The organism is Larkinella sp. C7 (genome assembly GCF_006149005.1).
GTDB lineage: Bacteria > Bacteroidota > Bacteroidia > Cytophagales > Spirosomataceae > Larkinella.
The window spans coordinates 1-26,737 of sequence record NZ_VBSL01000024.1 but is presented as its reverse complement, the minus strand read 5'-3'; the positions used below and the strand labels follow the sequence as shown (position 1 = coordinate 26,737).

Here is a 26,737-nt window from a genome sequence, read left to right as displayed (position 1 = left end):
ATGAAAACTATTTCCACACTTCTTTTCAGTATCCTTTTATTGAGCGGTTTATCTTCCGCCATCGCCCAGCAAACCACCTATTCCCAGGAAGACAGCATGATTACGACCGGTGAACTGAAGCGGTTTTACCGGTACATCACGCGGGCTAATGTGGAGGAGAAAACGCTGTTCAAACTGGGATTCTGGCCCAATGCCGGAGATCGGGATTTTACGGGAAGGCCTTCCTTTCGGATTGGCCTGAATGCCGATGTGTCGGTGGAACGGAAATTAACGCCTTCTTTTTCGGTGATGGGAGGTTTTGATTTTATGCTTCGGTACAATAAGTATGATCAATTTGCGGTGCCTTATTATAATAATGGAACTTATATTGATACCGATAGAATGTTCAGAGGATTTGTTTATGCCAAAGTAGGAACTCGGTTTTATTACGATATGGCAAAACGCATCCGGGAAGGAAAAGCGGCCAATAATTTCTCGGGAAACTACATTGGTATTCAATATACTCGGGCGCTTTCGGTTCGAGTCATCGAACACCGCTATGATACAAAAACTGGATCATCCGTAGGGACGAATAATTATGATATAGGGGGGGCGTATGGCGCACCACTGCTTTCAGCCATGTGGGGATTTCAACGCCGGATCGGGCGACGGGGTTTTGTCGATCTCAATGTTGGGCCAGAAATCACTATTCCAAAACGGGAGAAAAACCATCTTTACGGGCCGGGTCGTGCACTCGGGGACTTTTATAAAAATACATACGGCCCCAGCCTGGCTCTCCGCGTCAATGCCGTCATCGGTTTAGGCTGGTAATCATACGTAATCATCAATCGGTTATTCCTGCCGGTATTAAAATTGAATACCGGCAGGAATGCCTGTTTTTTAACATCAAATCGCGGGATCAGCGGGGGTATTCGGATTCGTTAACCGCTCCTGGTCGGGGTACGGGTAGAAATTCCGGTTCCGTTCCGTCAGCGTGGTCGGCGGGGCGGGGCGTCCAAACCGGCGGCTGTCTTCGAGCCGCAGCCCGGTCAGGAACAGTTCAGTTCCGCGTTGCTTGTAAATCTCCGTCAACAATGCTTCCGCTGTAACAGGTCCGGCGTAAGCAGCCAGTCCGGGATACACTCCGAACGGATCACCGGTTCGCTGCGTCCGAACGGCGTTGATGTCGGCCACGGCTGCCGTCAGGTCGCCATTGCTGCGCACCAGGGCCTCTGCCCGAATCAGCCGCACCTCGTCCGGCATATACACCGGGATGGGCCGGTCGATGGCGTCGAAAAAGCCTTTGAGTGTTTTCAACGCTTCGCCATTAACGGTTTTATCAGGTGTCGACAGATAAAACGCCAGCCGGCCGTCGCCCGCTTCGAGCAGCGTGGCCGGTAAGCCCAGCGTGGCCCGGGGCGCGTAGTTCGCCGAAATCTGCACCTGCTGGTAAATCGGATTCGGGCTTTGCGTATTGTACACAAACTGCGAGCGAGCCGTCAGATTCACCGCATTGGCCGCAGCCAGAGCCGCCGGGTAATTGCCAGCCGCCAGATTATACCGCGCCCGGTAGGCCTGAATGGTGTTGACCAGATCAAAATCCGCCCCCGTCACCTGGGTGGTGAATGTCGCGGTTGGCGGATTGGTTGCCACGAGCGAAGCGGCTTCGTCCAGCAGCCGGATGGCTTCGGTCAGGGCGGCTTTGCGGTCGGAGAACGTCACAGACCCGGTTTTGTTGGTTTGCAGCGGCACTTGCTCAAAAGCCGTGGCGAGTCCGCCGAGGGCCATCGCCTTGAACAGATTGGCGTGGGCGATAATGCCACTGCGCAGGGCCGGTTCGTTGGCTAAAACCGTCGGTGCATTGGCGATCAGATCCTCGGCCATGCCCATGACCCGCAGCATCCGCAGCCAGAGGCCCAGCACGTTTCCGTTGAACGTGGGTAGGCCCGTACCGCCCGCTTCCAGCTCCAGAATGTTCGTAAAGGTCGTGATGCCCTTGATCTCGCGCGTGGTGGTGCCGGGGGCCAGCAGCAGCGATTCGAGCGCGGAAGTCGAGTAAAACTGCCGCATCCCGATGCTGAGCGTAATCATGCCGTCGCGGGTGCTGAGCACCTGGGCGTCGGTGGGGCCGTTGGGGTTGGTGATGTCGAGCTTACAGCCCGCCAGCAGCAGAAAAGCAAAGAAAATGATTAATCGTGTTGGCTTCATATCAAATGGATTGGAAAGAACAGGAGACCGCCGAAGCTGCTCCCGGTTTACCAGATAAAATCGTTAAAACGTTGCGTTGATGCCTACCGACAGCGTGCGCGGAATGGGAACCTCCACGAAGTCGAAGCCCCGAACGGCATTGGATTGACCAGCCGCATTGGTTTCCGGATCGTAGCCGCTGTAGTTGTCGATCGACAGCAGGTTGCGACCCGCTACGCTAAAACGCACGTTGCGAAAGCCCCAGAATTTAGGCGTCACCGTATAAGCCGCCGACAACTCCCGGAGTTTAACGAACGAACCGTCTTCAATCCAGTTTTCAAAAATACTGAACAGGGCGGCACTCGTGCCTTTCGGAACTTCTCCGCGCAGTTCGGGTTCGTAGCCTTTCAAACCACCGTACAGATCGCGGTCGCCCACACGCTTGGTGAAGTTGAACACGTCGAAATTCTGCATGGCATCCCACTGCATCCGGAACGACCAGCGCGAACCCACCGCTACTTCGTTGATCAGCGAGTAAATAGCGGTCGGATTGGGGTTACCGATCACCTTGCTCAAAATCGTGCCGCTCGGCTGACCGTCTGCGGCCCGTTGAACGGTATACGTGCCGTTGGCACCCTGAATCCCCCGCTCGCGCTGGGGCAAACCGCCGGGCGTCAGCAACAGGCTTCCGTCGGGATTACGGGCAAAAAACGTGGCATAAAACGCCCCCAGCGGATAGCCATTGACGGCGGCCACCTGTCCAAAACCGCCCGCGAAAGGCAGCACGCCGTTGCCTTCGACGCCGTCGGTAACGTTTTTGTTCTGCGTATAGGTCGCGGTAATGTTCCAGCGAACGTTTTTCGTATCGACGGGAATAGCCCGCACCAGCACTTCAAAACCGCGGTTGGTCATCGTACCGATGTTGACAAACCGGTTGTTGTAACCAGTGCTGGGCGACAGCGTGCGGTTCAGAATCAAATCCTTCACCTCCTTGTGGTAATAGGTGAACTCCACACCGATGCGGTTTTTAGCCAGACTGAAATCCGTTCCGATTTCGAGTTCGGTTTGCCGTTCGGGTTTTACGCTGAAGTTTCCCAACTGCGCGGGAGCGGCATAGCCCACCTGTCCGCCCACCGAAACCGGTGAGTAATTGGTAAACCGGTCGTAGGGACCGATGGCCGTCAGGTTACCCGCCTGTCCCCAGGCCGCCCGGATTTTGAAGTCCGGCAAGGCATTCGCCAGCGACGAGTTTTTCCAGAACGATTCGTCCGATACCACATACGAGCCACTGACTTTGGGGTAAAACTGCCAGCGATTGTCGATCCCGTAGACCGAAGCGGCATCCACCCGACCGGCGGCCGTCACGAAAAACCGGTTGAACAGGCCAAAGGTTTGCTGCGCAAATACACCAAAGAAACTCCGTTCGGTACGGCTTTCGGCCGCGAGGATATTGGCCCCGTTGTTGATGGTCTGGCCGAAAACGCCCAACTGCTGGGCGGTGATGCCCGTCGTGAAGCTGCGGTCGTATTGCAAGGTAGCCCCAATGCCGGTCGTGGATTTCAGCCATTCGGTGGGGCTGGCCTGGTAACGGATGTTCAGGTCGTTGTTCAACTGCAAAATCGACGCTTCGCTTTTGCGCGAATACCCGGCGTTGTACGAGGGCGTCGTGTTGTTGGGCGGAATGTAGCCCGTGGCCAGTTGGGAATACGTATCCAGACCGAACGTAAAGTCGATGCCTAAACCAGGCAGGGGCGTCAGGTTAAGCTGGGCATCACCAATGTAGCGGCTGGTCCGCTGGCGGAAATCGAAGCGTGCAATGGCTTCCAGCGGGTTCGTGCGACGCACCACCGAAACCGGAGCCGTCGAGGGATAAACGCCCGTGGCCGGATCGGGTTGCGGGTTGATGAAGTTGTTGCTGAAAATAAAACCGGTGAGCGCACCATACGCTTCGTTGATCCCGCCGTTCGGAATTTCCTTGCTGTTGCTGTAGGTATACGCCGAACCGATGCTCAGCGTCGCCCACTTGGTCAGCGTCTGCTGAATGCGCATCCGGCTGGAAGCCCGGCTGAAATCCGATCCCTGAACAATGCCCTGGTTGGCAAACAGCGACCCGGAGAAAAAATACTGCGTGGTGGGTGTTCCGCCCGAAACCGACAGGTATTGCTCGTGGCCGGTGGCGGTTCGGAAAATATCTTTCTGGAGATCGTAGCGTGTAACCGGCGTCTGCGTCTTGTCCGTTACGGTCGCGTTGGCAAACGTCGCGGGGTGTTCGTTGTAAGGCAGCGTTTTCCGAATGTCACTCAACCGAAACTGGGTGGAAAACGTAATCGTCGGGCGGCCTTCCTGACCCCGTTTGGTGAAAATCTGCACGACCCCGTTGTTGGCCCGCGACCCGTAAATGGCCGCAGCAGCCGCACCTTTGATGATTTCGATGCGCTCGATATCGTTCGGGTTGATGTCGACCAGGCGGTTTTGCGAGTAACCTCCCAAGTCGATCAGTTCCCGCGAATCGTTGTTGACGATCACGCCGTCGACAATGTAGAGCGGATCGGACGAGCCGACGATGGTGCTGGGCCCCCGCAGCCGGACGCTGATGCCACCGGCGGGGTTGCCGGAGTTCTGGGTAATCTGCGCACCGGAAACCTTGCCCGCCAGCGCCTGATCGATTGAGGTGGCGGCTGAGAGTTGCAGGTCTTTGGCCTGCACTGTCGCAATGGTATTGCCGAGTTGCTTCCGGCTGGTGGCGCCGGACGTTCCGGTAACGACCACTTCGTCGAGGCCCAGGGCGTCATCGGCCAGACTGATGCTGGTCGAAACGGTGGTATTCTGCGAGAGCGTAACGCTCTGCCGCTGGGTCTGGTAACCGATGGAACTGAACTGGAGCGTGTAGGTGCCGGGTGCTAAATTAGCCGTAAAACGATACGCACCGGTTTGGTCGGAAATTCCGCCGGTGGTGGTGCCAATAATGCCTACCGCAGCGCCGGGCATCGGCTTGCTGTCGTTTTTTGTCGTTACTTTCCCTTGAAACGTATACGTTGTCGTTTGGGCGTTAATTTCCCAACCGACCAGCAAAAAAAGGACAAAGAGTAGCCCACGAAAGCCACTTTTCACATGAAATAGTTTTGATTTCATAGAATGTTGATAAAAAACCTGTAAATAAGACGAGGACTGATCGTCCATTGAGTAAGTAATGGATTTTTCAGGAAAGAAAAAAGACGTCTGTGACGAATGGAAGGACCTTTTGAATCGGTTCGCGACGTACGATCATTTTTCTGAACGGTGCAGCAGATTGGGGCGGTTTTTGTTCCACTATTCAATACTTTCTATAATTTGTCCTGTCCAACACCAAACCGATGTCTACCGAAACTGCTTTTCAAATCCTCAATGCGCTCGTGCTGCCGCAATGGCTGCTGATGCTGGTTGCACCCCGTTGGAAACCGACTGACTGGCTCACCAAAATGCTGCCAATTCCGGCACTGCTGGCGGTTTTTTACATCTATTATCTTTTTTCCGGAAATAGTGGGCTGGATTGGCAATCGTTTAGCACGCTGGCGGGAATAAAATCGTTATTTAGCCATGACAAGGCTTTGCTGGCCGGCTGGATTCACTACCTGGCGTTCGATCTGACGGTGGGAAGCTGGATGCTGCGCGACAGCAAACGCCGGAAAGTGCCGCATGGCTGGATGATTCCGTGTCTGCTGTTCTGTTTTCTGCTGGGTCCGGTCGGTTTGCTGCTGTACCTTGGCGTTCGATCCATGAAACAGCAGACCATTTATTGATACGCTATTTTTTACACCGATGAAAACGCTTTCTTTTTTACTGGTTCTCGTTTCCACGACCACATTTTCGCAATCCCTGCTGTGGAAGGTATCGGGGAATGGGCTGAAAAAACCGTCCTATCTCTTTGGTACCTACCACATTATGAAGGATAGCTATCTGAAACAGAATCCCAAAATCAAATCGGCCTACGAAGGGGCGGAGGGCGTGGTGGTCGAAACCGAAGTCGACTCGTCGGCCATGCTGTCGATGGCCATGCGGGGGTTGATGCTCGACAAAAGCCTGGACAAACTGCTGTCGCAAACGGATTACAAGCTGGTGGCCGACGAATTCAAGAAGGGAACGGGCTACGATCTGGCGCTTTTCAACCAGATGAAACCCATCGTGACGGCCACCATGCTCAGCCTGGCCTACGTTCAGAAAGAGTCCGATACGCTCAACAGCTTCACGGGCTTGCCGCTTGATCTGTATTTTGCCAGCGACGGTCGCAAACGCCAGAAAACCGTCAGTGCGCTCGAAACGATGGAGGAGCAGATGGCCTTTTTGTTCGACCACGATCCGGTGGAAAAGCAGGCGCAGAACCTGGTGGAAATGGTGAAGGAAAAGGACGAGATGCACGACATGAGCAAATCCGTGACGGAACTCTACCTGAAGCAGGATTTGCAGGGCATGTGGAAAATGAACGAAAAATCCGGGAACACTTTCGGCAACATGACCTACCTGCTTGATGAACGCAACCACAACTGGATGAAGCGTTTACCGGGCCTGATGGCTTCACGGCCCACCTTCGTCGCCGTGGGTGCGCTGCATTTGCCCGGTCCGCAGGGACTGATCGAGTTGCTGAAAAAGGAAGGCTACCAGGTCGAACCGCAGTAATTACACGGCAAACCGACGTTTCAGAATGTCGACCAGCATCGCTACTTCGTCGCTGCTCATGTCCCACAGATACTGGGCGGCATACCGGTACGAAACCAGATCGCGGGCCTGATCGTAGCTCGTTGCGCGGTTGAGTTCTTCAATCGCTTCGTTGTACGAAGCCGCATTCCCGTTGAACAACTGATTGATAAACATGAACTTCTGATTCAGCGAAATGCTTTTGCTGATGCTTTCGATGGGCGCGCGGTAGAATGTTTCGCCAATGGTTGCCGGACCGGTCGATTCCGTATTCACTTTCAGGCTTTCTTCGAGCGTCGACGTTTCGTTCAGATGGGCGGTTGCCTGGCTGGGCTGCATCGACGGTGCAGGCGGTTCAACGGAAGAACCTGAATCCGACAGAAAAAGCGGTTTTACCGGGGCATCGTCATCCGGGGGTGTACCATTCACCGTCAGGCCCGAACCGTTGGCGGGTGGTGGAACGGCTGGCGTTGCCGGAACGACGGTATTCTCCACTTCGGTATCAAAAAAGGACTTGTTCGCCGTTGGCGTCGGTTGCGCGGGCGAAAACTCGTAGGAGGATTTACGGAGCAAAATCACGGGGTCGAGCAGCAGTTTTTCCGAAAACAACGGAATGTATTTCTCCGGTTTTTCCAGCTCGCGGCTCCGCTGCATCAAAATTTCATCGAGCCAGTTCAGTGCCTGGTTGACATAAACGACGCTTTTGCCCTTCATACGGTCTTCAATAGCCGCCGGAACGAACTTGTTGATCTGGGTATAGCGGGTCAGTTGGTGCGCGGCTTCGGCCGTCAGGGAGAAGTCGGGCTGGTTCCGCAGGGCTTCGTCGAAATAATGGCGCGGGTCGAACAGCAGAATCAGCGTCCGGCGGGTGGCTTCGGTCAGCAACGGCTCCAGATGTTCCCGGCGCACCGAAATATGTTGCGACACGGTATTCATAAACACCTGCATCGCCTGCCGGACATCCGGGTGTTCAAAATCAAAAAAAGGACTGCGAAAACGCTCCGCATCGCTCCGCCATTTGTCGGACAGGCTGCTGATAACGAACAAATTGATCTGACTGACGGGGCTTAGTTTTAGGAGTTCCTGCCCGCTGATGACGGTATGATGGGCATAAAAATCACCCGCCACTTTTCGGGCGTATGATTTGCAATATTCAGTAAGGGAGGAGGCATTGAACTTGTTCGACATATCAAAATATCTTTGCTTTGTAAAGATATGGTTTTCGCTTAGAATATTCCGATCAGACATTGGTGAAATTCTCGTTAAAGCCAGTTTGGCCACTACAAGAAAGGTGCCAGATTAGTATTTTATTCAACGCTACGAACGTATGTTTATTGAACCGAACCGCCGGCGTGAACCGCCCCACCTGCGCACGGGTTGGATTGAAGTGATTTGCGGCTCCATGTTTTCCGGAAAAACCGAAGAACTGATCCGGCGCATCAACCGGGCCGTGATCGCCCGGATGAAGGTGGTGATTTTCAAACCGTTGATCGACACCCGGTATCACGAAGAAAACATCGTTTCGCACAACGCCAATGCCGTTCGTTCGCAGCCCGTCCAGACGGCCCACGAAATTCTCACGCTGGCCGGGGATAGTGAAGTCGTAGGCATCGACGAAGCCCAGTTTTTTGACGATAAAGAGCTGATCGAGGTGTGTAACCACCTGGCCGACAACGGGAAACGTGTCATTCTGGCCGGGCTGGACATGGACTTTGAAGGCAATCCGTTCGGCTGTATGCCGCAGTTGATGGCCATTGCCGAATACGTCACGAAAGTCCACGCCATCTGCGTCGTGTGTGGCGACATCGCCAGCTATTCCTACCGCCTGAATCTTTCCAAAGAAAAGGTGTTATTGGGCGAAACCGACAGCTACGAAGCCCGCTGCCGCCGGTGTTATAATCTGGGCAGTCAGGTGGTTAGCAAAGAATGGGTGTATGAGGACAATGTGAAATGATGCGCATTGAATGCTAAATATTAAATTTAAAATGATGAATGTAAAAGGAATTGTAAGCCGGAAGCGAGGGCGGTCTATTTCACTTTTGCATTCATCATTCATCATTTTACATTTATCATTTACAACACTTCTTCCCTGCGCAAAGGCGCAGCCCGGCACCTGGCATTCTCACCCCAGTTTTCTTTCTGCCCAAACGCTGGCGGCTGTTCAGAACAAGATCTACTGCGCGTCGGAGAACGGTTTTTTCTATTTCGATCCGGTGGCGAATGAAGCCATGCGGCTGAGTCGCGACGACGGTTTTAGCGAAACCGGCATCAGCCAGTTATTTTATGTAACGGACCAGAAACGGTTGCTGGTTGGGTACCGCAGCGGCACCATCGACCTGCTATCGGTCAGCGATGCCGGCGAACCCGGAGCCCTGACCACGATTACCCTTATACGCGACGCCACGCAGATCCCCGGTAGCAAACGCATCAACCACGTCTCCCGAACCGGCAACGACGCCTACCTGGCCTGTGATTTTGGGATTGTGGTGCTGGATGTCGTCAAATCCGAAATCCGGGATACCTACCGAAATATTGGCCCCAACGGAACGCCGGTGGTGGTGTATGCCACGGCGCTGGCGAATGATTCCATCTACGCAGCCACCTCGCGCGGACTACTGGCGGCCCGCTTCGCACCAACGGTCAATCTGGCTTTTTTTGGAAACTGGAAAACCGTCTCCCTGCCGACTGGCGCTTCCGTTCAATCGGTGGTGGGGGGCAACAACCGATTGTATGTGGCCTGGCCGGGACAGGGCGTTGCCGAGCGGCAGGGCGGGCGCTGGACGGTGGTCAAACCGTTGCCGACCATCACCGGTTTGCTGGCAACAGCAACCGAATGGATTGCCACCGCACCCGACGAACTTCAGCGTGCCTCGGGCGTACTGATGCAAAACGCGTTGCTGGGCGAACCGAAGGAAATAACCGAAGCCGCCGGTAGTTTCTGGGTGGCCGATTCACTGTCCGGCTTGCTGCGTATTACGGGCACCGCCGTTCAGTCCGTAAGCCCGGACGGTCCGGCTTCGGATGTTTTCCAACGGCTGGCTACCGACCCGTCGGGTCAGGTGCTGGCGTTGCCGGGCGGTTTTACGGATGATCTGAAACCGCTGCGTCGCCGTCGGGGCTTCGATCGGTTCAGCGATGGGCGCTGGCAGAATTTTCAGGCGTCGTCGCTCCCCACCGATTTCGTCACGGCAGGCTATAATCCGACCGATCAGCGGACGTATCTGGGGAGTTTCGGGGGCGGATTGTGGTCGTCTGATAACCAGAATTCGGCTGAAGTCGTCAACCGGGTGTGGGCCAGCATCAGCAGCCTGGCGGTCGATCCAAACGGTGACGTCTGGCTGGCAACGCCGACGCTGGATTTCGGAAAAGCAACGGTTCAGGTTCGGCGGAAAACCGGGCAGTTCGAGTCGTTCATTCCGGGACGGGGCGATATTCACCAACTGATTTTGGACGACAACGGTTTTTTGTGGATGCGGCTGAGTGCAACCAACGGCGGGGGGCTGCAGGTTTTTGACCCGAAAACGAACCGAACCCGGCTTTTGTATAACCAGTCGGGCGAGGGCGATTTGCCGGATCGGAACGTTCGGTCGCTGGTGAAAGACCGCGACGGCCTGATCTGGATTGGAACCGACAACGGCGTGGCGGTTTTTGATAATCCGGCCGCGGTTTTTACCGGAACCGTCAACGCGTACCGACCGGTTTTCGATCGTCGGCGGTTGCTCAGTGGCGAGTCAGTGACGGCGCTGGCGGTCGACGGCGGCAACCGGAAATGGATCGGAACCACCAACGGAATCTATCTTTTCAACGAAGACGGGACGGTTTTGGTTGAAAATTTTACCACCGACAATAGTCCGTTGCCTTCCTCCCAAATCACCGATATTGCCATTGAACCCACGCGTGGCGAGGTGTTTATCGCTACGCCCAACGGCCTGGTTTCATACGGCGGAACGGCCAGCGAACCCGCCCCGGTTTTCGCGGGCATCACGGTTTTTCCGAACCCGGTCCGGCCCGATTTCGGCGGCCTGGTCAGCATTCGGGGGCTGGTCGAAAATACCGTGGTCAAAATCATGGATGCGGGGGGGCAACTGGTGTACGAAACCCGGTCGCAGGGCGGAACCGCCACCTGGAACCTGCGCGACTACCGGGGCCGGTCGGCCGAAACTGGCGTCTATTTTGTGTTTGCGATTTCGCCGGATGGAAAAGAAGGATTGGCGGGTAAATTGGCCGTCGTGCGGTAATTGTGGTTCCAACGTTTTATTTTTGTAAAATGACCACCAAACCATTCATTGTCGGGATCACGGGCGGGAGCGCATCGGGAAAGACATCGTTTTTGAAAGGACTCATCTCCGCGTTTTCGGAAGACGAAATTTGCCTGATTTCGCAGGATAATTATTACAAACCACTGGACCAGATTCCGCGCGACGACATTGGGGTGCACAACTTCGATTTGCCGCAAACCATTGATCACCTGCGGTTTGCCTGGCATATTCGGCAGCTTCACGAAGGACAGATTGTTGAAACGATGGAATACACGTTCAATAACCCGAATGTGGTTCCCCAAAAGCTGATCTTCAAACCAACGCCCATCATTGTGGTCGAAGGGATTTTTGCCTTTCACTTTGACGAAGTGGCGGAACAGCTTGATTTAAAGGTGTTTATCGATGCCAAAAATAAGATTAAATACGAACGGCGGATGGTGCGCGATCAGGCCGAACGCGCCCTGACTCCCGAAATGATCAAGCACCAGTGGGACTACCACGTCCGACCAACCTACCAGGAATTTATCAAACCGCACAAAGCGATGGCGGATATCGTCATTCCCAACAACCTGCACTACCAGAAGGGGCTGGAGGTGGTGATTGGGTATTTGAAAGGGAAAGTCGCTACTTTCGAGCCAAAATAATAAAAACCGGTCGCCGGATGCGGTGACATTACTTCCTAAACCCATTATGAATTTCACCTTAACGCTGCTTTCAGCGACGCTCTTACTGGCAACTTCTGCGATGGCTCAAAAACCGGAAACCGTTGATCTCTGGCCCAAAAACCAAATTCCGAATGCGATACCGAACGAGGCCGTTCAGGAAAAATCGGAGCTGGGCAAAGACGGTATTTTACGAATCAGTGACGTTAAAGTTCCGACGATAACGGCTTTTCTGCCGCCGAAAGACAAAGCCACCGGAGCGGCCATTCTGGTGATTCCGGGTGGAGGGTACGGCATTCTGGCCTACGGACACGAAGGCGAAGAAATGGCGAAGTGGTTCAATGAACGCGGAATGGCGGCTTTCGTGCTGAAACACCGCCTGCCGGACGACCGGACGCAAACGAACAAACACGAGGTGCCGCTGGCCGACGCCATGCAAGCCATGAAGCTGATCCGCCAACATGCGGCCAAATGGAACGTCAATGCCGACCGCCTGGGCGTGATCGGGTTTTCGGCGGGCGGTCACCTGGCTTCGACTTTATCAACGCACTACCACCGGGGTGCTGCCGCCAGCGAAGAGGCCAAACCGAATTTTGCGATTCTGATGTATCCCGTCGTGACGTTCGGGGCCAAAGCGCACGGCGGTTCACGCGAGAAATTGATCGGCAAAACGCCCAGCGCGGAGCAGATCGCGTATTATTCCAATGAATTGCAGGTGGATGGCAAAACCCCGCCGACGTTTCTGGTCCATGCGCAGGACGACAAAGGCGTGCCGGTGGAAAACAGCATCGACTACTACCTGGCACTGACCAAAGCCAACGTCCCCGCCGAAATGCACATCTACCCGAAAGGCGGTCATGGCTATGCGCTCCGGGTGCAGGGCAAAGGCTCGATTGAAAACTGGCCCGCGGCCTGTGAAGGCTGGCTGAAGTCGATGGGGTTGCTGGAGAAGAAATGATTGTTACACAGGGTTGATCAGAGGAAATCAGAGGTTATCAGAGAAAAAACTCTGGTTAACTCTGATCAACCCTGTGTAACAACTTGCTATACTCTCAGGAACACCTTCTTCTTATACAGAAAATACAGAAACGCCCATTTCACGGCCAGGAACGCCAGCACGGCACCCACCGCCCGGACGGGTTCGGAGAAGAAACTGAGGATGCCTTCGAAGAAGAATTTGGCCGCGTATTCGAAGTCGATAAACTCCCCGGCGATGTAGATCAGGATGGAATTCATACCGATCACCGTGAAGAAAAACGCCCAGCCGCTCACTTTTTTGACGTCGATAATCCAGTAAAACAACGCCAGCATCAGGATGCTCCAGCCTCCGGCTACGAGCGTGAACGAACTGGTCCACAGGTTTTTATTGATCGGAAACACCAGCCCCCAGCTATAGCCCAGCACCAGGCAGGAGATGCCGCCCAGCACCAGCCACAGCGTTTTCTGGTCGCGGTGGGCAGATGGACCGTCGCTACGGAGCAATTTCCCGGAGAAAATACCGAGCAAGGCCGTCGCAATGGCGGGAATGGTGGAAAACAGACCTTCCGGGTCATGCACCTTCAGATACAGACGACCCGGCAGCACTGACCGGTCGACGTAGCCCGCCAGGCTGCAATCCAGCGTTAAGACGCCCGCTCCGCAGCCCGGTACCGGAATCAGTTTCATGGCGGCCCAATAGCCCAGCAGCAACCCGGCAAACCAGGCATACTGGACTTTCGGATTCGGAAAATACAGGTAGATCAACTGGCCAAACATGCCGGCCAGACCGATCCGGGCCAGAACGCTCGGAAACCGCATGTCGCTGATGGGTTTGGTGAACAGACCGTTGTTGTAAATGATGCCCAGCACCACCAGAATCAGACCGCGCGTGATGATTTTTCGGGCTAGTTCACGCTTCGCAACGCCCCGTTCCAGCCGACTTCCGACGGCAAACGGGGTGGAAACGCCCGCCATGAACAGAAAGAGCGGAAAGATGCAGTCGTAGGGCCGAAAACCGTCCCATTCGACGTGGGTGAACTGTTCGGCCATGAAGAAGGCCCAGGCCCAGCCGGTGGTTTTGGCTAAAACGTGAAAAATTTCTTCTCCTCCGGCAATCCAGAACATGTCGAAACCCCGCAGGGCATCCAGGGACATCAGACGCCGGACGGGCGCCGGTTGGGCAAGGGCAGGCTCTGAAGCAGCCGTAGAAGTTGATTGCATACCAGTTTGTAGAATAGACCGTCTATAGTACTGCTTGGGGTCTGGAATGGGCTATTGCTGCTGAAAAGCAGTTTTTCGGAGGCAAGCCGGTTATTTATCATTCAGAATCAGCGGCACATTTCCGCGACTGCCCAGAACGATGATTTTGGCATTGGGCGAAGCGGCCAGTTCACGTTGGGCCTTTATCTGTTCGTAGACCAACTGCTTGTCGGACAAGCCCGTGGCCAGAATCTTCTGGTAATCGGCAATGCCCTGGGCTTCGACGCGCTTCCGTTCCGCTTCCTGCCGTTCCTTTTGCAAAACAAACTGCATTTTCTGGGCATCCTGTTCGGCATTGATTTTCGACTCGATGGTGGTTTTTACGGATGCGGGCAGGTTGATATTCCGGATTAGCAACTGTTCCAGCATCAGCCCGCGTTTCGTCAGATCGGACTCGATGGTTTTGTAGATGCGGTTTTGAAATTCATCCCGTTTGGTGGAATAAAGCGCGACGGCATCGTAATAAACGGCATTGTCACGAATGCGGGTGCGAGTGATCGGCCGAACGACTTTGTTGGAATAATCCGAACCGATGCTGCGGTAAATTCGCGGTGTTTCGCTGGGGTTGACGCGGTATAACACCGTCAGGTCGATGATGACTTCCAGACCGTCGGCGGTGAGCACCCGGATGGCATCGTCACCCTGTTGGCCGCTCTCGTCCTGAACGCCCGACATGGTGTAGTTCTGCGTTTTAACGTCAAATTCTGTGACTTCAACCAGGGGATTGACCCAATTCAGGCCACTTTCCAGAACGCGATCCTGTACACTGCCAAACAAACTCTGGACGCCCACGGTCCCGGCATCAATTTGACGAATGGACGAAGTGGCTAATCCGATCAGAATCAATATAATACCGACTACTTTTAGTGGCCGGGAGAAGCGGGAGAATTCAAGCGACGGCGTATTGGTGGCGAAACCGATGATTAAGGCGAGTGCGCCAAGGATCAGAAGGAACATAGTTTTGGGTAGCAATGGGCCTTGGCCCGTGGTGAGTTTGGAACAGCAGCTTGTAAAGCCCTGGAAGAAAGGGGGCTAACGGCTAGTAATAATACAAACTTTTATCCACAGAAGCTGGTGATTTTTTTGATAGGAACGCGGATGCAACGGATTTTCACGGATAAATCAGTTTTGATCCGTTCCATCCGCGTTCCTATCATTCCTATCAACTATTCTACGCTAAACCGCTGAATCCACTGCGCAATGGTGGCGTTGGAGAGATTGAACAGGAGATTGGGAAATAAACCGAGCAGCAGTGCCAGAACCGCCAGCGGAATCAGCATCAGTCGCTCGCGGGCCGTGAGATCCGTAAGCTGACCGGTAAATTCGGTGCGCGACCAGAGGGGGCCGAAAAACATGCGCTGGAGCGTCCAGAGAAAATACGCAGCCGCCAGAATGATGCCCAGCGTGGCGACGGCCGTCATCCAGCCGGGTAGCCAGAGCGATTGGAAACTGCCCATCAGTGTAAAGAGTTCGCCTACAAAACCGGAAAAACCGGGTAATCCCAGCGAAGCAAAAAACGCAATGGCGGTTAGGGCGGTATAAGCAGGCATGGTGCTGGCCAACCCCCGGTAGCTATCGATACGCCGGTCGTGGGTGCGGTCGTAGAGAACGCCGGTGAGCAAAAACAACATGGCCGACAACACGCCGTGGCTCGCCATTTGGTAGACGGCACCGTTGACGCCTTCGGAAGTCAGGGAGGCTATACCAAGCAGCACAAAACCCATGTGGGAGACAGACGAGTAGGCAATCATTTTCTTGAGATCGCTCTGGGCCAGGGCATTAAAGCCACCGTAGACAATCGAAATTACGCCTAAACCGGCCAGCAGCAGGGCATATTCGGCGGCTCCGTCGGGAAACAGCCCCCAGCCAATTCGCAGAAAACCGTAGCCGCCAATTTTGAGCAACACCCCCGCCAGCACCACCGAAACCGGTGTTGGCGCTTCCACGTGGGCGTCGGGGAGCCAGGTGTGAAAAGGCACGACGGGCAGTTTGATGGCAAATCCCAGAAAAACGCAGAGAAAAGCCAGCATCCGTGACGGAAGGCCGAACACAATGATTTCGCCGGTTGGCCCCAGAAACGAGTCGGGCAGGTAATTGCCGCCGTGGGCCATGTAGCGCAGGTCGAAGGTATGCACCAGTTGCTGCGACTGGATTTTGTAATCGGCCAGCAGAAACTGGACCTGACGGATGATGTCGTCGGTGATTTCCGAACGGTCGCCGATCAGGCCGATATTAATAGCGGTTTCGACCGGGTCCATGACCGATAAATACAGGCTGATCATCACCAGCAGAATTAGCACCGAACCCGCCAGTGTGTACAGGAAAAATTTGATGGACGCATATTCCCGGCGTGGCCCACCCCACAAACCGATGAGAAAATACATCGGCAGCAGCATGAATTCGAAAAAGAGGAAAAACAGGAAAAAGTCGAGGGCAATAAAGCAGCCGATGATGGTGGCCGTCAGCAGGAGATACAGGGCGTGGTAGGCTTTTAAGCGCTTATCGATGGTCCAGGAGGAGAGGGCACCGACGAGCATGACCGCGCCCGTCAGCAAAACCAGCGGCAGGCTGATGCCATCGATTCCCACCAGATAATCAATGGAAACGACGCCGAGCGAACCCAGCGGCAGGCTGATCCAGTCGAAGCGTTCGAGGAGTTGGTAGTCGGCCTGCGTGGGGTCGAAGGCGGCATAAATGGCTCCGCAGACCAGCAGTTCGAGGCTGCAGGCAACCAGGGTAATCCACTTATAAACGTTTTTCCGGCTGTCGGGCAAAAGAACCACGAGCAGCGACCCGAGCAAGGGAATGAATAGGAGTGATGACAGCATAATAGTTTGTCAGGAACCGCCAACGCGGCTACCGACTAGATCAAAAACCAGAGAATTACTAATAAACCCACCACCGCACTGGCAATGTAGGATTGCACCCGTCCATTCTGCACCGATCGCGTCAGGTTGCCCAGCCGGTGCGTCAGCCACGACGCCCCATTGACCAGCCCATCGACAATCATGCGATCCGCCCAGCCAATCATGTGTGCCAGCACGACGGTGCCGATGCCGGCGAAATCAACCAGCTTGTCGATAACCCGGCGGTCGAAACCGTATGAAAGATAGGCCAACCGAACGAAGGGCCGGACAAGCAGCCGTTTATAGAAGCCGTCGAGGTACCAGTTGTGTTCCGACAACCGGCTCATGGCGGTTGATTGCGTCAAAACCGGCATTCGCCAGCCCAGCCACAAGCCAACCGCAACGACCGAAATGGAAAGAAGCGCAATCCAAAGATGACCTCCATGATTGTCCACGGCAGGAAATAGACGAAAAAACCAACCCTGTGCCGCCGAAAACGGATTTCCGGCAAACACAAAACCGATGGATAAAACGGCCAGCATCAGGACCGGAACCGTCAGCAGCCGATCCGATTCGTGCGCCCGATTTTCCGGGTTTCGGGCGTCACCAAAAAACACCAGCCGCCCTTGCCGCGCCATGTAACAGGCTGTTAAGCCAGACGATAACACCGCCAGGATGGGAATGACATAGGCCAAACCGCCCTGCGCACCAGCCCAGTCGAATGCGCCGGTCAGAATGGTTTCTTTCGATAAAAAACCGGAGAAGAAGGGAACACCGGCCAGCGCAGCCGCACAAACCGCCCAACCAATGAAGGTGAGGGGCATGGCTTTGCGTAAACCGCCCATCTGCCGCATGTCCTGCGAATGAACGCCGTGAATAACCGACCCGGCCGCCAGAAACAGTCCGGCTTTGAAAAAGGCGTGGGTCGTCAGGTGAAAAAGCGCTCCGGTTACGTTGCTGGTTCCCATCCCGATTACCATCAGACCGAGTTGCGAGACGGTGGAATAAGCCAGCACTTTTTTAATATCGGTTTGATAGAGCGCCGAATAAGCCGCCATCAGCATCGTGATCGTGCCGACGATGGTGATGAGCAGCAGGGCGTCGGGTGTCAGTAAAAAGTGGATGCGGGCGAGCAGGAAAATACCGGCAGCCACCATCGTGGCGGCATGAATCAGGGCCGAAACCGGCGTTGGCCCTTCCATCGCGTCGGGGAGCCAGGTGGTGAGCGGAAACTGGGCCGACTTGCCGATACAGCCGCAAAAGAGGCAAAAACCGGTCAGTGTCGCCAGCGGCCCGTTGGACACAAACAGGTCCGGGAGTTCGGCCAGGTCGGTGGTTCCCGATTGAAAAAGCAACAGAAAAATGCCGAGGAGAAAACCCGCATCGCCAATGCGGTTCATGATAAACGCCTTTTTAGCGGCCGCAGCCGCAGCTGGTTTTTGAAACCAGAAACCAATGAGCAGATACGACGAGAGGCCGACCAGTTCCCAGAAGGCATATAGAACGATGAGATTGCCCGCCAGAACAATGCCGAGCATGGAACCGATGAAAAGACTCAGAAAACCAAAATACCGGTAGCGGTCGCGCTCGTCGTGCAGATAGGAAATGGAATAAATCTGGACCAGCAAGGCAATGAAATGCACAATGACCAGCATCAGTAAGGTGAGCGCGTCGAGCCGGAAAGTGATGGGAACCGCACGACCCGGAATCAGAAGCCAGTCCGTGCGGAGGGTCAGAACATCGGGGCCGGTTTGGGTGGCCACAAAGACCGACAAACCCAGCCCGGCCAGCGTCAGGACTGCGGCTGTACCCCCGGCCCAGAGATTGATTCGCCGACCCGCCAACAGACTCAGGGTGCCACTCAGAAAGGGCAGAACGATGAGAAGCCAGAGAAGTGTATGGATGGTATTTTCGTCGAACATCGCGCAAGATAACGCCGGACGTTTGCCGGGGCAAATATCCTGAATAAACCAACCAATAAAAATAATTAGTTACTTTTATGGCATAGTAAGTGACGTGCTAATCAATAGCATTATAAATTTGGTTCACACCCTTAATCCTCTTATTCCGATGGCCGTGGCAACCTCACAATCTACCGAAAATTACAGCATGAATCTTCCGTGGACGGAGTCTCCTTTTTTTCGCTCCGAATTGAAAAAGGCGAATTTAAGTCCCGAAATGGAACGCATTGTAACGCAGTTTTCAGAAGGCGGTTTTGTTGTTTTCGATCCCGATATCGACGAATCGATTCTGAACACGGCCCTGGAGAAGCTGGAGCCTAAGCACCTGGCAATCAAGGACGACCGGATTCAGGATGCCTGGCGGGATGTCGACGCCGTTCGGCAGATTGCCATCGCTCCGAAGGTGCTGGACGTGCTGCGAACGCTGTATCGCCGGGAGCCAATTCCGTTTCAGACCCTGAACTTTAAACTTGGTACGCAACAACGGACCCACAGCGATTCGATGCACTTTCATTCGATTCCGCAGCGGTTTATGTGTGGCGTCTGGGTGGCGCTGGAGGATGTTCGCGACGACAACGGTCCGCTACACTATTACCCCGGTAGTCACAAGCTGCCATTTTACGATTTGTCAGACATCGGAATTCGGGCAACGTCGGCCAAAAGTCTGGACGAAGCCTACGGGAAGACCTATCCCAAATATGCTGATTTCCTGAGTGATATGATTGAGGCTCAGGATCTGAAGAAGGCGATTCTGAACATGAAAAAGGGTCATGCCATCATCTGGGCCGCCAATTTGCTGCACGGTGGCGAGAAGATTCTGACCCCCGGTTCGACCCGCTACAGCCAGGTAACGCATTACTTCTTTCAGGATTGCGTGTATTACACGCCGTTACAGTCGGACATGCCGTTGGATAAATTGTATCTGCGCCAGATTACCAACATCATCACCGGCGAGAAGGTCGCCAACAAATACATTGATGAGTACATCAAACAGGACAACGAAGGCTACGCGATGCGGATCACGATTCCAACGTCGGTGCGCCGGATCGGGGGGCTGATTTTGAAACCGTTCCGGAAATTGCTGGGGCGATAAGGCCACGCTGGTTGGGTCAAATTGATCGTATGCCGTTTGTTCGGATTTCACCCCGACGTCTACCTGTTCAAAACTCCTTCTCCCCAAATTCGCTGGCCGGCAGCCGGGCCTTTCTGGATGTCTGGTTGAAGGTATAGCTGAGGTTTAGCAGAAAAATGTCGGTTTCCTGGATGTAATTGGTCGTGGTGTAAAAATTCCGGCCAAAGGTCGTGATGCGTTGCTGATTGGTACCCAGTAAACCCAGGTCGATGTTCTGCCATTGTAGGGTGGCTGTCATCCGGCCTTTCAAAAAGGTCTTTTTGGCCGACGCACCCGGAATGATAAACCGGGAATCCTCACCCTGGGCCGTGATTCGTTTCGAGAGGTAATTCAGGGTGGCCTGAAGCTGAAACGTGGGCGAAAACCGGACCGTCGTATTGGCATTGACGGAATAAACCACACTCGACGTATTCACGATTACGGCGTTGTTGAACAGCGCCCCTTTGATCTGGTAGCGGTACACATTTCCGCCCGCATACACCTGCCAGGCTTTCGTCAGATTCAGGGTCGTTCCGGCTTCCAGTCCCCAGGACGTAGCCAGTCCGGCATTCGTATAAATCCGGTTCAGAATCGTGTCGTTGTAAACGCTGTTGACGCGGTTGACCACATTCTTAATCCGCTGGTTGTAAACCGTTACGAACACATTGCCTTTGTCAAAATCTTTGATCAGGCCGATTTCCGACAGATCGATGAACTCCGGCAGGATGTTGGGATCGCCGGATTCGAGGGTTTCGGAATGCTCGCGCTCCGGAAACGGATTCAACTCGTTGTTGGTCGAGCGTTGCACCCTTTTGCTGTATCCGGCTTTGGCCCGCAGCGTTTTGCTGATTGCGTACTGGACATTCAGGGACGGGAAAAGGTTGGATAAATTCAGGTTCCGGGTTTCCTGATTCCCCGCCGTAAACGCCCGCGTGGCGTATTCATACCGCAGTCCGCCGATGTATTCCAGTTTCCCGGTTTTGGCCGAATACTGCCCATACACCGAATGAATCTCGTTGAGAACCTTCGTTGTGCTGCTGAACTGGGGAACGGCAACAAACGCACCGGTTTCCAGATTCTGGTCGAGGTATTGAAAATCGCCTTTCTGAACCTGGTTGCGGTATTGGTAACCAGTTTCGAGTTTGCCCTTGCCCACCGTGACGGCGTAATCGGCCTTCAACCGGTAGGCATTCAGCGGATTCTGGCTGGGGTTGCGGGTGTTTTGCAAAACCGTCTGCCGGTCGGGCATCCGCAGGTTCGCATTGGTCGTCAACCCGTCCAGATCGGCCTTTTCGAAGAGGCCGGAAACCGTAAGAAGGGATTTATTGGAAAAAGTGTGGCTATAATCCAGATTGCCGAGCGTAATGGCGCTGGTCTTGCGGGCAATGTTCGAATTAAAATACGAGATCCGGCCGATGACATCCCCCGTAACCAGGTCGGTTTTGGTATTGTCGTAAACGATGTCGGCCCGGCGCGACTGGGAGCGAAAACCGGTGTAGAACCCCGCCGAAAACGCGTTGTTTTCGTTGGGTGTATAGGTCGCCGAAGCCCGGCCCGTGTAGTTATACCGGATAAAACTCCGTTCGCCCACGGAAGGGAATGCCGTGTAGCGGTTGCCGATGGTGGTGCTGACGTCGCCCACCCGCCGACCGGCGATGTCGTTTCGGAAATAATTACCGCTGACGGTCACATCCCACCGGGCCGACTTCGCGCTGAAGGTGACATCGGCACCAAACCGGACGGGCTTGTTCAGGTTATCGTACGTAGACAGCGAAGGCAAACCGCCCTGGATATTGGCCGAAAAGGACCGCTGGCCGACCTGCGCGGTTTTGGTCGTAATGTTGATGATGCCGCCCTTGCCGTCCGGGTCAAACCGGGCCGAGGGGGAAGTGATGACTTCGACGTTTTCAATCGAATTGGCGGGAATCTGGTTTAAAATCAGGGCCGGATCGGTCTGAACCGGTTTTCCGTTGACCAGCACCAGAAAGCCCGACGACCCCCGGAGTGTAATGCCGCCTTCGCTGTCGACCGTGACCGAAGGCGTGTTTTTCAGGACGTCGATGGCCGTTCCACCCTGGCTGCCGATGAATTTATCCGCCCGGTAGACCTGCCGGTCAATTTTGTTTTCGACGGTTTGCCGCTCGCCCTGCACGTTCACCTGCTGAAGCGTCTGCGTATCTGCCTGTAATGCGATGGTTTGGGGAGCGGTTGACTGGCCCGAGACCGGAAAGCTGAACCGTTTTTTGCGGTAGCCGATGTATTGGGCTTCCACGTAGTAGGGCGCAGCGGGCACGTTATCGAATTTGAAATTTCCCGCGTCATCCGTCAGGGTGCCATTCACCAGGGTCGAATCCTGGCTTTTGTAGAGCGCTACCGAGCCAAACGGCAAGGGGCGATTGGTTTCCGGATCGATCATTTTACCGGTAATCGATCCGGAATTTTGGGCGTGAACGAACGGAATCGCCAGAAATGTGGCCAGCAGGGTTACAAAAAATTTCATCGGAAGTATACCTTCGCCTTGTGAGTTAGTCAGAAGCAAAGGTATATCCTGCTATGTCAGGCGGTTTTGTAGATTACAGCCGTAAACTGGTACATTTAGGAAATTCCTTTCCGGTAGACGCTCGGCAAAACGCCCGTCTGGCGTTTAAAAAACTTGTTAAAATGGGAGGGGTCCGTAAAGCCCAGCTCATACGCCACTTCTTTCAGGGTTTGGTAAGAATACAGCAGCAGTTTTTTGGATTCGGTCGTCAGCCGTTCGTCGATGATTTCGCCCGCCGTTCGGTTCACAATTTTCCGGCAGGTGTTGTTGAGCGTTTTAGAAGTGACATTCAATTGTCGCGCGTATTCGCCCACCTCGCGGTTGGTTCTGAATTGCGCATCGACCAGCGCGAAAAACTCTTTTAAGAGGGTTGGAAGTGCCTGGCTTTCATCCGATTTGATTTCCCGTTTCAGCAGGTTGAGCAGCAATTGGATGTAGGTCTGGATGATGGCCTGGTAGTTACTGTTCTGTTGTTCATATTCGACCTCGATGCTCCGGAACAGTTCAAGGATGGTCGGATGGACATGGCTCAGGTCAAAACCGCTCGGAAAAGCCAGCGGAAACGTTTGAAACAGCGCTTCGTAAAAAGGATGATCCAGTAAAAAATCCTTCTGCACCATCACCACGTATCCTTTCGGAATTTCGGTCAGTTCCCAACTGTGAATCTGGCCCGGCATCACCAGATACAGGCTATGCGGTTTTACGGTAAACCGGTTGAAATCAATCTGATGCGTACCGGCACCGGCGTCCAGGTAAATGATTTCGAGATAATCTTTGTGACCATGCGGGTTGGTGGTTTTAATGACCTCCTTCATCCGTTTGATCCGGAACAGTTCGCGCTGGTTCAGCTTGTTTTTGATCGTAATCTGCATGGGTTAAGGGTCGTATAACGAAGCGGCTGCGCCGTCGGATGGTGTCGTAACGCTTAAATCGGCTGCCGGTTTTGTTCTATTTTCAGAACCGCAACCCCGCCACCTTTGCGTTAAACAATCGCTAAAATTACAATGAAATTTGCAACCTTGATTCGGGCCTGTCTTAGCCCGGAAACTGTTAATTTCTGTGGATGTGGGCTTGTTCTGGAAAACCTGCCGGAAGAATGATAAAATTAGTCTGTATTGTACTAATTTGCTGGTCTATTATTCCTGAACCCTGATGATCACTTCCCGCAGAAAATTTCTTCAGAAATCGTCCCAAATCGCCACCGGTGTGGGCCTGACAACAGCCTTGACCGAACTCGTTGCCGCGCCCGTAAAAACCGCCCCGACCGATGAGGTGGTGGTGGCCCTGATCGGCTGCAACAGCATGGGTTGGTCCGACCTCAACTCGATGCTCAAACAGCCGGGTGTGCGGTGTGCCGCCTTGTGTGATATCGACAGCAACGTGCTGAACAAACGCGCGGCTGAACTGGAAAAATCGTCGGGCAAAAAACCGGTTTTGTACACCGACTTTCGGAAATTGCTGGAAAACAAGGACATCGACGCGGTGATCATCGGCACACCGGACCACTGGCATTGCCTGCAAACCGTCTACGCCTGTCAGGCTGGCAAGGATGTGTACGTGGAAAAACCGCTCGCCAATTCCATCGAAGAGTGCAACCTGATGGTGGATGCCGCCCGAAAACACAAACGCATTGTGCAGGTGGGGCAGTGGCAACGCAGCGGTCTGCACTGGAACGAAGCCCTGGACTTTGTGCGTTCGGGAAAAATCGGCCGGATTCGTTCGGTGAAAACCTGGGCGTATATGCCGTACGGGAAAAGTTTTCCGGTTATGCCGGACGGCCCCGTTCCGGCGGGTGTCGATTACGACTTCTGGCTGGGACCGGCTCCGAAACGCCCGTTCAACCCGAACCGGTTTCATCGCAGTTTTCGTTATTTCTGGGATTATGCGGGGGGCCTGATGACTGACTGGGGTGCCCACATGATTGACATCGGGCTGGCGGGCATGAATGTCAGTTCGCCCAAAACCGTCGTGGCGCTGGGGGGCAAATACGGTTTTCCGGATCATGCCAGCGAAACACCCGATACGATGCAGGTGGTATATGATTACGGGAATTTCACGCTGCTCTGGGAGCAGTCGCTCGGCACGGGGCGCGGCCCGTTCGACCGCGAACACGGTGTGGCTTTCGTCGGAAACCTGGGAACCGTCGTGATCGATCGTTCCAAATGGGAGCTCTTTCCGGAAACTGACGCGGGGAATTACCTCGTTCCGGCTATGCCGCCGAAATTCGGGAATGGAAAAGATTTGGACAACCATACGCAGAACTTTGTGACCTGCGTCCGGACCCGGCAGAAGCCCAATTGCCCGGTGGAAGTGGGCCGGGATGTGGCCCTCCACGCGCACCTGGGCAACATTGCTTACCGAACCGGTGAGAAGCTGATCTGGGATGCCGAAAAAAAACAGATTGTTGGCAATGCAAAGGCCAGCCTGCTGGCTCAGGCCCATTACCACGGCAACTGGGTCGTCCCCCGCTCGTAGCGAACGCCTTTCAATCATTTTTGCCCTTCAAAATAGTGACTTTCGGGAACAAAAAACTTCTAAAGTAGTATGTTTGTACAATAAAAAAATAAACACACCGAAAGACCGCCTATGAAAACGACTACGCGCCTGAGAAAGGTTTTGCGAAACGCTTCTTTGATCCTGGGATTGGGACTGTTGGGAGCCCCTGTGACGGTGGCGCAATGCTCCCAGAAAAATGCGAAGGATCAGACTGTTGACTTTCGGTTGACATACGATAAAGCCACCCAGCGCTTCACGGCCTGGTATGTGCCCTCCATATCGAGTACGCACCGGCTGGTAACCGCCCAGTTTAGCATCATTACCCCCAACGGCTTTACGGCCCCGGAAGCCGGTTCGGGGCGGGATTCTCAATTTGAAATCACGAATATAAACGGTACTTGGCAGGATTTTGTTTTTGATAATGAGCTGTTTACGTCAAAGGCCTATTCCCCCCTGGCGTCGATGGAGAATGTGGCGGTTCATCAGGTAGGCATGGCTCCGCAGGCCACGGATGTCGGGGCGGTTACGGCAGGTGTTCCGGTGCCACTCTTTTCCTTTGTTTCAACCGAACAGGAAGGGGTGGTACGGATTGCGGAAACCGGAGAAAAAATTCAAAAAGATATTCTGAGCAAATTTGGGAGCAACATCAGCAATGAAATGTCCATTCAATCGCCCGTCAAAGCCTTTGTCCGGGCCGAAGAGCGGTATTGCAAAAACGACGTTCAGAAAAAAGTCGAGTTTACAAAACCGGTTCTGATCGACCCCAGCGCGGCCACAGCCGTCAAACCAACGGCGGGGGGGCAAACCATAGGCATGGCCGGAACGGATGAGTTGCTGGGTAATGAACAACTGATGGTGACGCCGAATCCGGCCACGGTCGAAGTAACGGTGTTGTACCAACTGCTGTCGGCCGGCAATGCCGGGATTGATTTGGTGGATGGACAGGGCCGGATCATTCAGACGCTGGTGGCCCGCAAACACCACGCGATTGGCAAATACCAGCTAAAAGTGACCTTGCAGGATGTGGCCGCCGGGATGTATTTCTGTTCCCTGAAAGGCGAAAATGTTCAGAAAGCCGTGAAAGTGATCATTGCAAAATAGTAAAAAATGCCCCTGAAAGTAAAAAGCCGGAAACTGCCTCGTTTCTGGCTTTTTTGTTTGGTCTGACCTTGTCCGTTTCGGGACGTAAACTGTCCGTTTTTGGACACCCGCCCGGTGGGAATATGTTGAAATAGAGCCACAAGAGCGCATGGGCTGGTTTGGCAAAGGATTTGTACGATAAAATAGAGACTAATGCCGGAACCCGATGCGTCGTACTTATTTAGGAGAGTTTGAAGAAATCGTTTTGCTGATGGTGGCCATTCTCGACGGCGATGCCTACGGCGTAACCGTCAGCCAGGAGATTGAGCAGCATACGGGCCGCCAGGTGACGTTCGGAACCGTTCACAACACGCTCATCCGTCTGGAAGAAAAAGGCTTTGTGACGTCCCTGCTCGGCGGGTCCACCGCCGAACGCGGTGGTCGGCGGAAGCGGCTGTTCAAGGTCACGGCACTGGGCAGCCGGGCGTTGCAGGACATTCAGCAACTCAGGAATGAACTCTGGCAACTGCTTCCTCCCAACACCCTGAAACTCGGCGGCTCATGAAGAAGACTCCTTCACCTATCCAGCCACATCCGCCCCGCTGGGCGCAGCGGCTTCTGGCCTGGCTTCATCCCGAAGAAACGCTGGAGGAAGTCGAGGGCGATCTGGATGAATTGTACACCTACTGGCATCGGCGGGCGGGCAAA

At 54.3% G+C, this 26,737-nt stretch carries 21 protein-coding genes; 12 read left to right on the top strand and 9 right to left on the bottom strand.

What is annotated here, in order from left to right; genetic code table 11:
• Positions 1–810, top strand: coding sequence for a hypothetical protein (locus FH871_RS29980; RefSeq protein ID WP_138995034.1), 810 nt, complete (start codon positions 1–3; stop codon positions 808–810).
• 75 nt (positions 811–885) lie between these two features.
• On the opposite strand, the gene FH871_RS29975 is transcribed toward FH871_RS29980, so the two are convergent.
• Entirely contained in the window at positions 886–2,187 is a 1,302-nt protein-coding gene (locus FH871_RS29975; RefSeq protein WP_138995033.1) for a RagB/SusD family nutrient uptake outer membrane protein, read from the bottom strand.
• 63 nt (positions 2,188–2,250) lie between these two features.
• The gene (locus FH871_RS29970) at positions 2,251–5,298 is read right to left on the bottom strand and encodes a SusC/RagA family TonB-linked outer membrane protein (protein WP_138995032.1); all 3,048 of its coding nucleotides are present in this window, start codon (positions 5,296–5,298) and stop codon (positions 2,251–2,253) included.
• A gap of 221 nt (positions 5,299–5,519) precedes the next feature.
• Here FH871_RS29970 and FH871_RS29965 point away from each other — a divergent pair, with 221 nt between their 5' ends.
• Entirely contained in the window at positions 5,520–5,945 is a 426-nt protein-coding gene (locus tag FH871_RS29965) for an ABA4-like family protein (RefSeq protein WP_138995031.1), read from the top strand.
• 19 nt (positions 5,946–5,964) lie between these two features.
• The gene (locus tag FH871_RS29960; protein ID WP_138995030.1) at positions 5,965–6,819 is read left to right on the top strand and encodes a TraB/GumN family protein; all 855 of its coding nucleotides are present in this window, start codon (positions 5,965–5,967) and stop codon (positions 6,817–6,819) included.
• Here FH871_RS29960 and FH871_RS29955 read toward each other — a convergent pair whose 3' ends face one another.
• Entirely contained in the window at positions 6,820–8,025 is a 1,206-nt protein-coding gene (locus tag FH871_RS29955; protein ID WP_138995029.1) for a hypothetical protein, read from the bottom strand.
• 139 nt (positions 8,026–8,164) lie between these two features.
• Between FH871_RS29955 and FH871_RS29950 the strand changes: the two genes are divergently transcribed.
• The 4 genes from FH871_RS29950 to FH871_RS29935 all read left to right on the top strand — a co-directional run bounded on the left by FH871_RS29950 (position 8,165) and on the right by FH871_RS29935 (position 12,716).
• A complete protein-coding gene (locus FH871_RS29950) occupies positions 8,165–8,791 on the top strand; it encodes a thymidine kinase (RefSeq protein WP_138995028.1) in 627 nt (208 codons plus the stop codon).
• 85 nt (positions 8,792–8,876) lie between these two features.
• Positions 8,877–11,075, top strand: a complete 2,199-nt coding sequence (locus FH871_RS29945; protein WP_171062999.1) for a two-component regulator propeller domain-containing protein — start codon at positions 8,877–8,879, stop codon at positions 11,073–11,075.
• A 29-nt stretch (positions 11,076–11,104) separates the two neighbouring features.
• Positions 11,105–11,740 carry a uridine kinase gene (locus FH871_RS29940; RefSeq protein WP_138995026.1) on the top strand — a complete coding sequence of 212 codons (636 nt, stop codon included), beginning with the start codon at positions 11,105–11,107 and terminating at the stop codon, positions 11,738–11,740.
• A 46-nt stretch (positions 11,741–11,786) separates the two neighbouring features.
• Positions 11,787–12,716 carry an alpha/beta hydrolase gene (locus FH871_RS29935; RefSeq protein WP_138995025.1) on the top strand — a complete coding sequence of 310 codons (930 nt, stop codon included), beginning with the start codon at positions 11,787–11,789 and terminating at the stop codon, positions 12,714–12,716.
• Positions 12,717–12,802: 86 nt separating this feature from the next.
• Here the strand turns inward: FH871_RS29935 and FH871_RS29930 are convergent, their stop codons facing one another.
• The 4 genes from FH871_RS29930 to nuoL form a co-directional block, all read right to left on the bottom strand.
• Positions 12,803–13,957: an acyltransferase family protein gene (locus tag FH871_RS29930; RefSeq protein WP_138995024.1), complete on the bottom strand. Its 1,155-nt coding sequence runs from the start codon at positions 13,955–13,957 to the stop codon at positions 12,803–12,805.
• A gap of 90 nt (positions 13,958–14,047) precedes the next feature.
• Positions 14,048–14,953 (bottom strand): prohibitin family protein, encoded by a 906-nt coding sequence (locus FH871_RS29925; RefSeq protein ID WP_138995023.1) that lies wholly within the window; start codon positions 14,951–14,953, stop codon positions 14,048–14,050.
• Between the two features lie 209 nt (positions 14,954–15,162).
• Positions 15,163–16,827 carry a NuoM family protein gene (locus FH871_RS29920; protein WP_138995022.1) on the bottom strand — a complete coding sequence of 555 codons (1,665 nt, stop codon included), beginning with the start codon at positions 16,825–16,827 and terminating at the stop codon, positions 15,163–15,165.
• 32 nt (positions 16,828–16,859) lie between these two features.
• Positions 16,860–18,764, bottom strand: coding sequence for an NADH-quinone oxidoreductase subunit L (nuoL, locus tag FH871_RS29915; protein WP_138995021.1), 1,905 nt, complete (start codon positions 18,762–18,764; stop codon positions 16,860–16,862).
• A 256-nt stretch (positions 18,765–19,020) separates the two neighbouring features.
• Here nuoL and FH871_RS29910 point away from each other — a divergent pair, with 256 nt between their 5' ends.
• Positions 19,021–19,896 carry a phytanoyl-CoA dioxygenase family protein gene (locus FH871_RS29910; protein ID WP_171062998.1) on the top strand — a complete coding sequence of 292 codons (876 nt, stop codon included), beginning with the start codon at positions 19,021–19,023 and terminating at the stop codon, positions 19,894–19,896.
• Between the two features lie 67 nt (positions 19,897–19,963).
• On the opposite strand, the gene FH871_RS29905 is transcribed toward FH871_RS29910, so the two are convergent.
• Complete coding sequence (locus FH871_RS29905) at positions 19,964–22,414, bottom strand: TonB-dependent receptor (RefSeq protein ID WP_138995019.1); 2,451 nt, start codon at positions 22,412–22,414, stop codon at positions 19,964–19,966.
• 95 nt (positions 22,415–22,509) lie between these two features.
• Complete coding sequence (locus FH871_RS29900) at positions 22,510–23,325, bottom strand: AraC family transcriptional regulator (protein ID WP_138995018.1); 816 nt, start codon at positions 23,323–23,325, stop codon at positions 22,510–22,512.
• A 280-nt stretch (positions 23,326–23,605) separates the two neighbouring features.
• On the opposite strand from FH871_RS29900, the gene FH871_RS29895 reads away from it, so the two are divergent.
• The 4 genes from FH871_RS29895 to FH871_RS33855 form a co-directional block, all read left to right on the top strand.
• A complete protein-coding gene (locus FH871_RS29895; RefSeq protein ID WP_138995017.1) occupies positions 23,606–24,928 on the top strand; it encodes a Gfo/Idh/MocA family protein in 1,323 nt (440 codons plus the stop codon).
• Between the two features lie 111 nt (positions 24,929–25,039).
• Complete coding sequence (locus FH871_RS29890) at positions 25,040–26,050, top strand: T9SS type A sorting domain-containing protein (protein ID WP_138995016.1); 1,011 nt, start codon at positions 25,040–25,042, stop codon at positions 26,048–26,050.
• 205 nt (positions 26,051–26,255) lie between these two features.
• Entirely contained in the window at positions 26,256–26,594 is a 339-nt protein-coding gene (locus tag FH871_RS29885; protein ID WP_114408301.1) for a PadR family transcriptional regulator, read from the top strand.
• Positions 26,591–26,737 (top strand): permease prefix domain 2-containing transporter (locus FH871_RS33855; protein WP_171062997.1); only part of this gene is annotated, 147 nt, incomplete at its 3' end. The genes FH871_RS29885 and FH871_RS33855, both read left to right, overlap by 4 nt.

Excerpts from the sequence above, each read along its gene's own strand:
- FH871_RS29980 (WP_138995034.1), top strand. The coding sequence starts at position 1 with ATGAAAACTATTTCCACACTTCTTTTCAGTATCCTTTTATTGAGCGGT.
- FH871_RS29975 (WP_138995033.1), bottom strand. The coding sequence starts at position 2,187 with ATGAAGCCAACACGATTAATCATTTTCTTTGCTTTTCTGCTGCTGGCG.
- FH871_RS29970 (WP_138995032.1), bottom strand. The coding sequence starts at position 5,298 with ATGAAATCAAAACTATTTCATGTGAAAAGTGGCTTTCGTGGGCTACTC.
- FH871_RS29965 (WP_138995031.1), top strand. The coding sequence starts at position 5,520 with ATGTCTACCGAAACTGCTTTTCAAATCCTCAATGCGCTCGTGCTGCCG.
- FH871_RS29960 (WP_138995030.1), top strand. The coding sequence starts at position 5,965 with ATGAAAACGCTTTCTTTTTTACTGGTTCTCGTTTCCACGACCACATTT.
- FH871_RS29955 (WP_138995029.1), bottom strand. The coding sequence starts at position 8,025 with ATGTCGAACAAGTTCAATGCCTCCTCCCTTACTGAATATTGCAAATCA.
- FH871_RS29950 (WP_138995028.1), top strand. The coding sequence starts at position 8,165 with ATGTTTATTGAACCGAACCGCCGGCGTGAACCGCCCCACCTGCGCACG.
- FH871_RS29940 (WP_138995026.1), top strand. The coding sequence starts at position 11,105 with ATGACCACCAAACCATTCATTGTCGGGATCACGGGCGGGAGCGCATCG.
- FH871_RS29935 (WP_138995025.1), top strand. The coding sequence starts at position 11,787 with ATGAATTTCACCTTAACGCTGCTTTCAGCGACGCTCTTACTGGCAACT.
- FH871_RS29930 (WP_138995024.1), bottom strand. The coding sequence starts at position 13,957 with ATGCAATCAACTTCTACGGCTGCTTCAGAGCCTGCCCTTGCCCAACCG.
- FH871_RS29925 (WP_138995023.1), bottom strand. The coding sequence starts at position 14,953 with ATGTTCCTTCTGATCCTTGGCGCACTCGCCTTAATCATCGGTTTCGCC.
- nuoL (WP_138995021.1), bottom strand. The coding sequence starts at position 18,764 with ATGTTCGACGAAAATACCATCCATACACTTCTCTGGCTTCTCATCGTT.
- FH871_RS29910 (WP_171062998.1), top strand. The coding sequence starts at position 19,021 with ATGGAACGCATTGTAACGCAGTTTTCAGAAGGCGGTTTTGTTGTTTTC.
- FH871_RS29905 (WP_138995019.1), bottom strand. The coding sequence starts at position 22,414 with ATGAAATTTTTTGTAACCCTGCTGGCCACATTTCTGGCGATTCCGTTC.
- FH871_RS29900 (WP_138995018.1), bottom strand. The coding sequence starts at position 23,325 with ATGCAGATTACGATCAAAAACAAGCTGAACCAGCGCGAACTGTTCCGG.
- FH871_RS29895 (WP_138995017.1), top strand. The coding sequence starts at position 23,606 with ATGATCACTTCCCGCAGAAAATTTCTTCAGAAATCGTCCCAAATCGCC.
- FH871_RS29890 (WP_138995016.1), top strand. The coding sequence starts at position 25,040 with ATGAAAACGACTACGCGCCTGAGAAAGGTTTTGCGAAACGCTTCTTTG.
- FH871_RS29885 (WP_114408301.1), top strand. The coding sequence starts at position 26,256 with ATGCGTCGTACTTATTTAGGAGAGTTTGAAGAAATCGTTTTGCTGATG.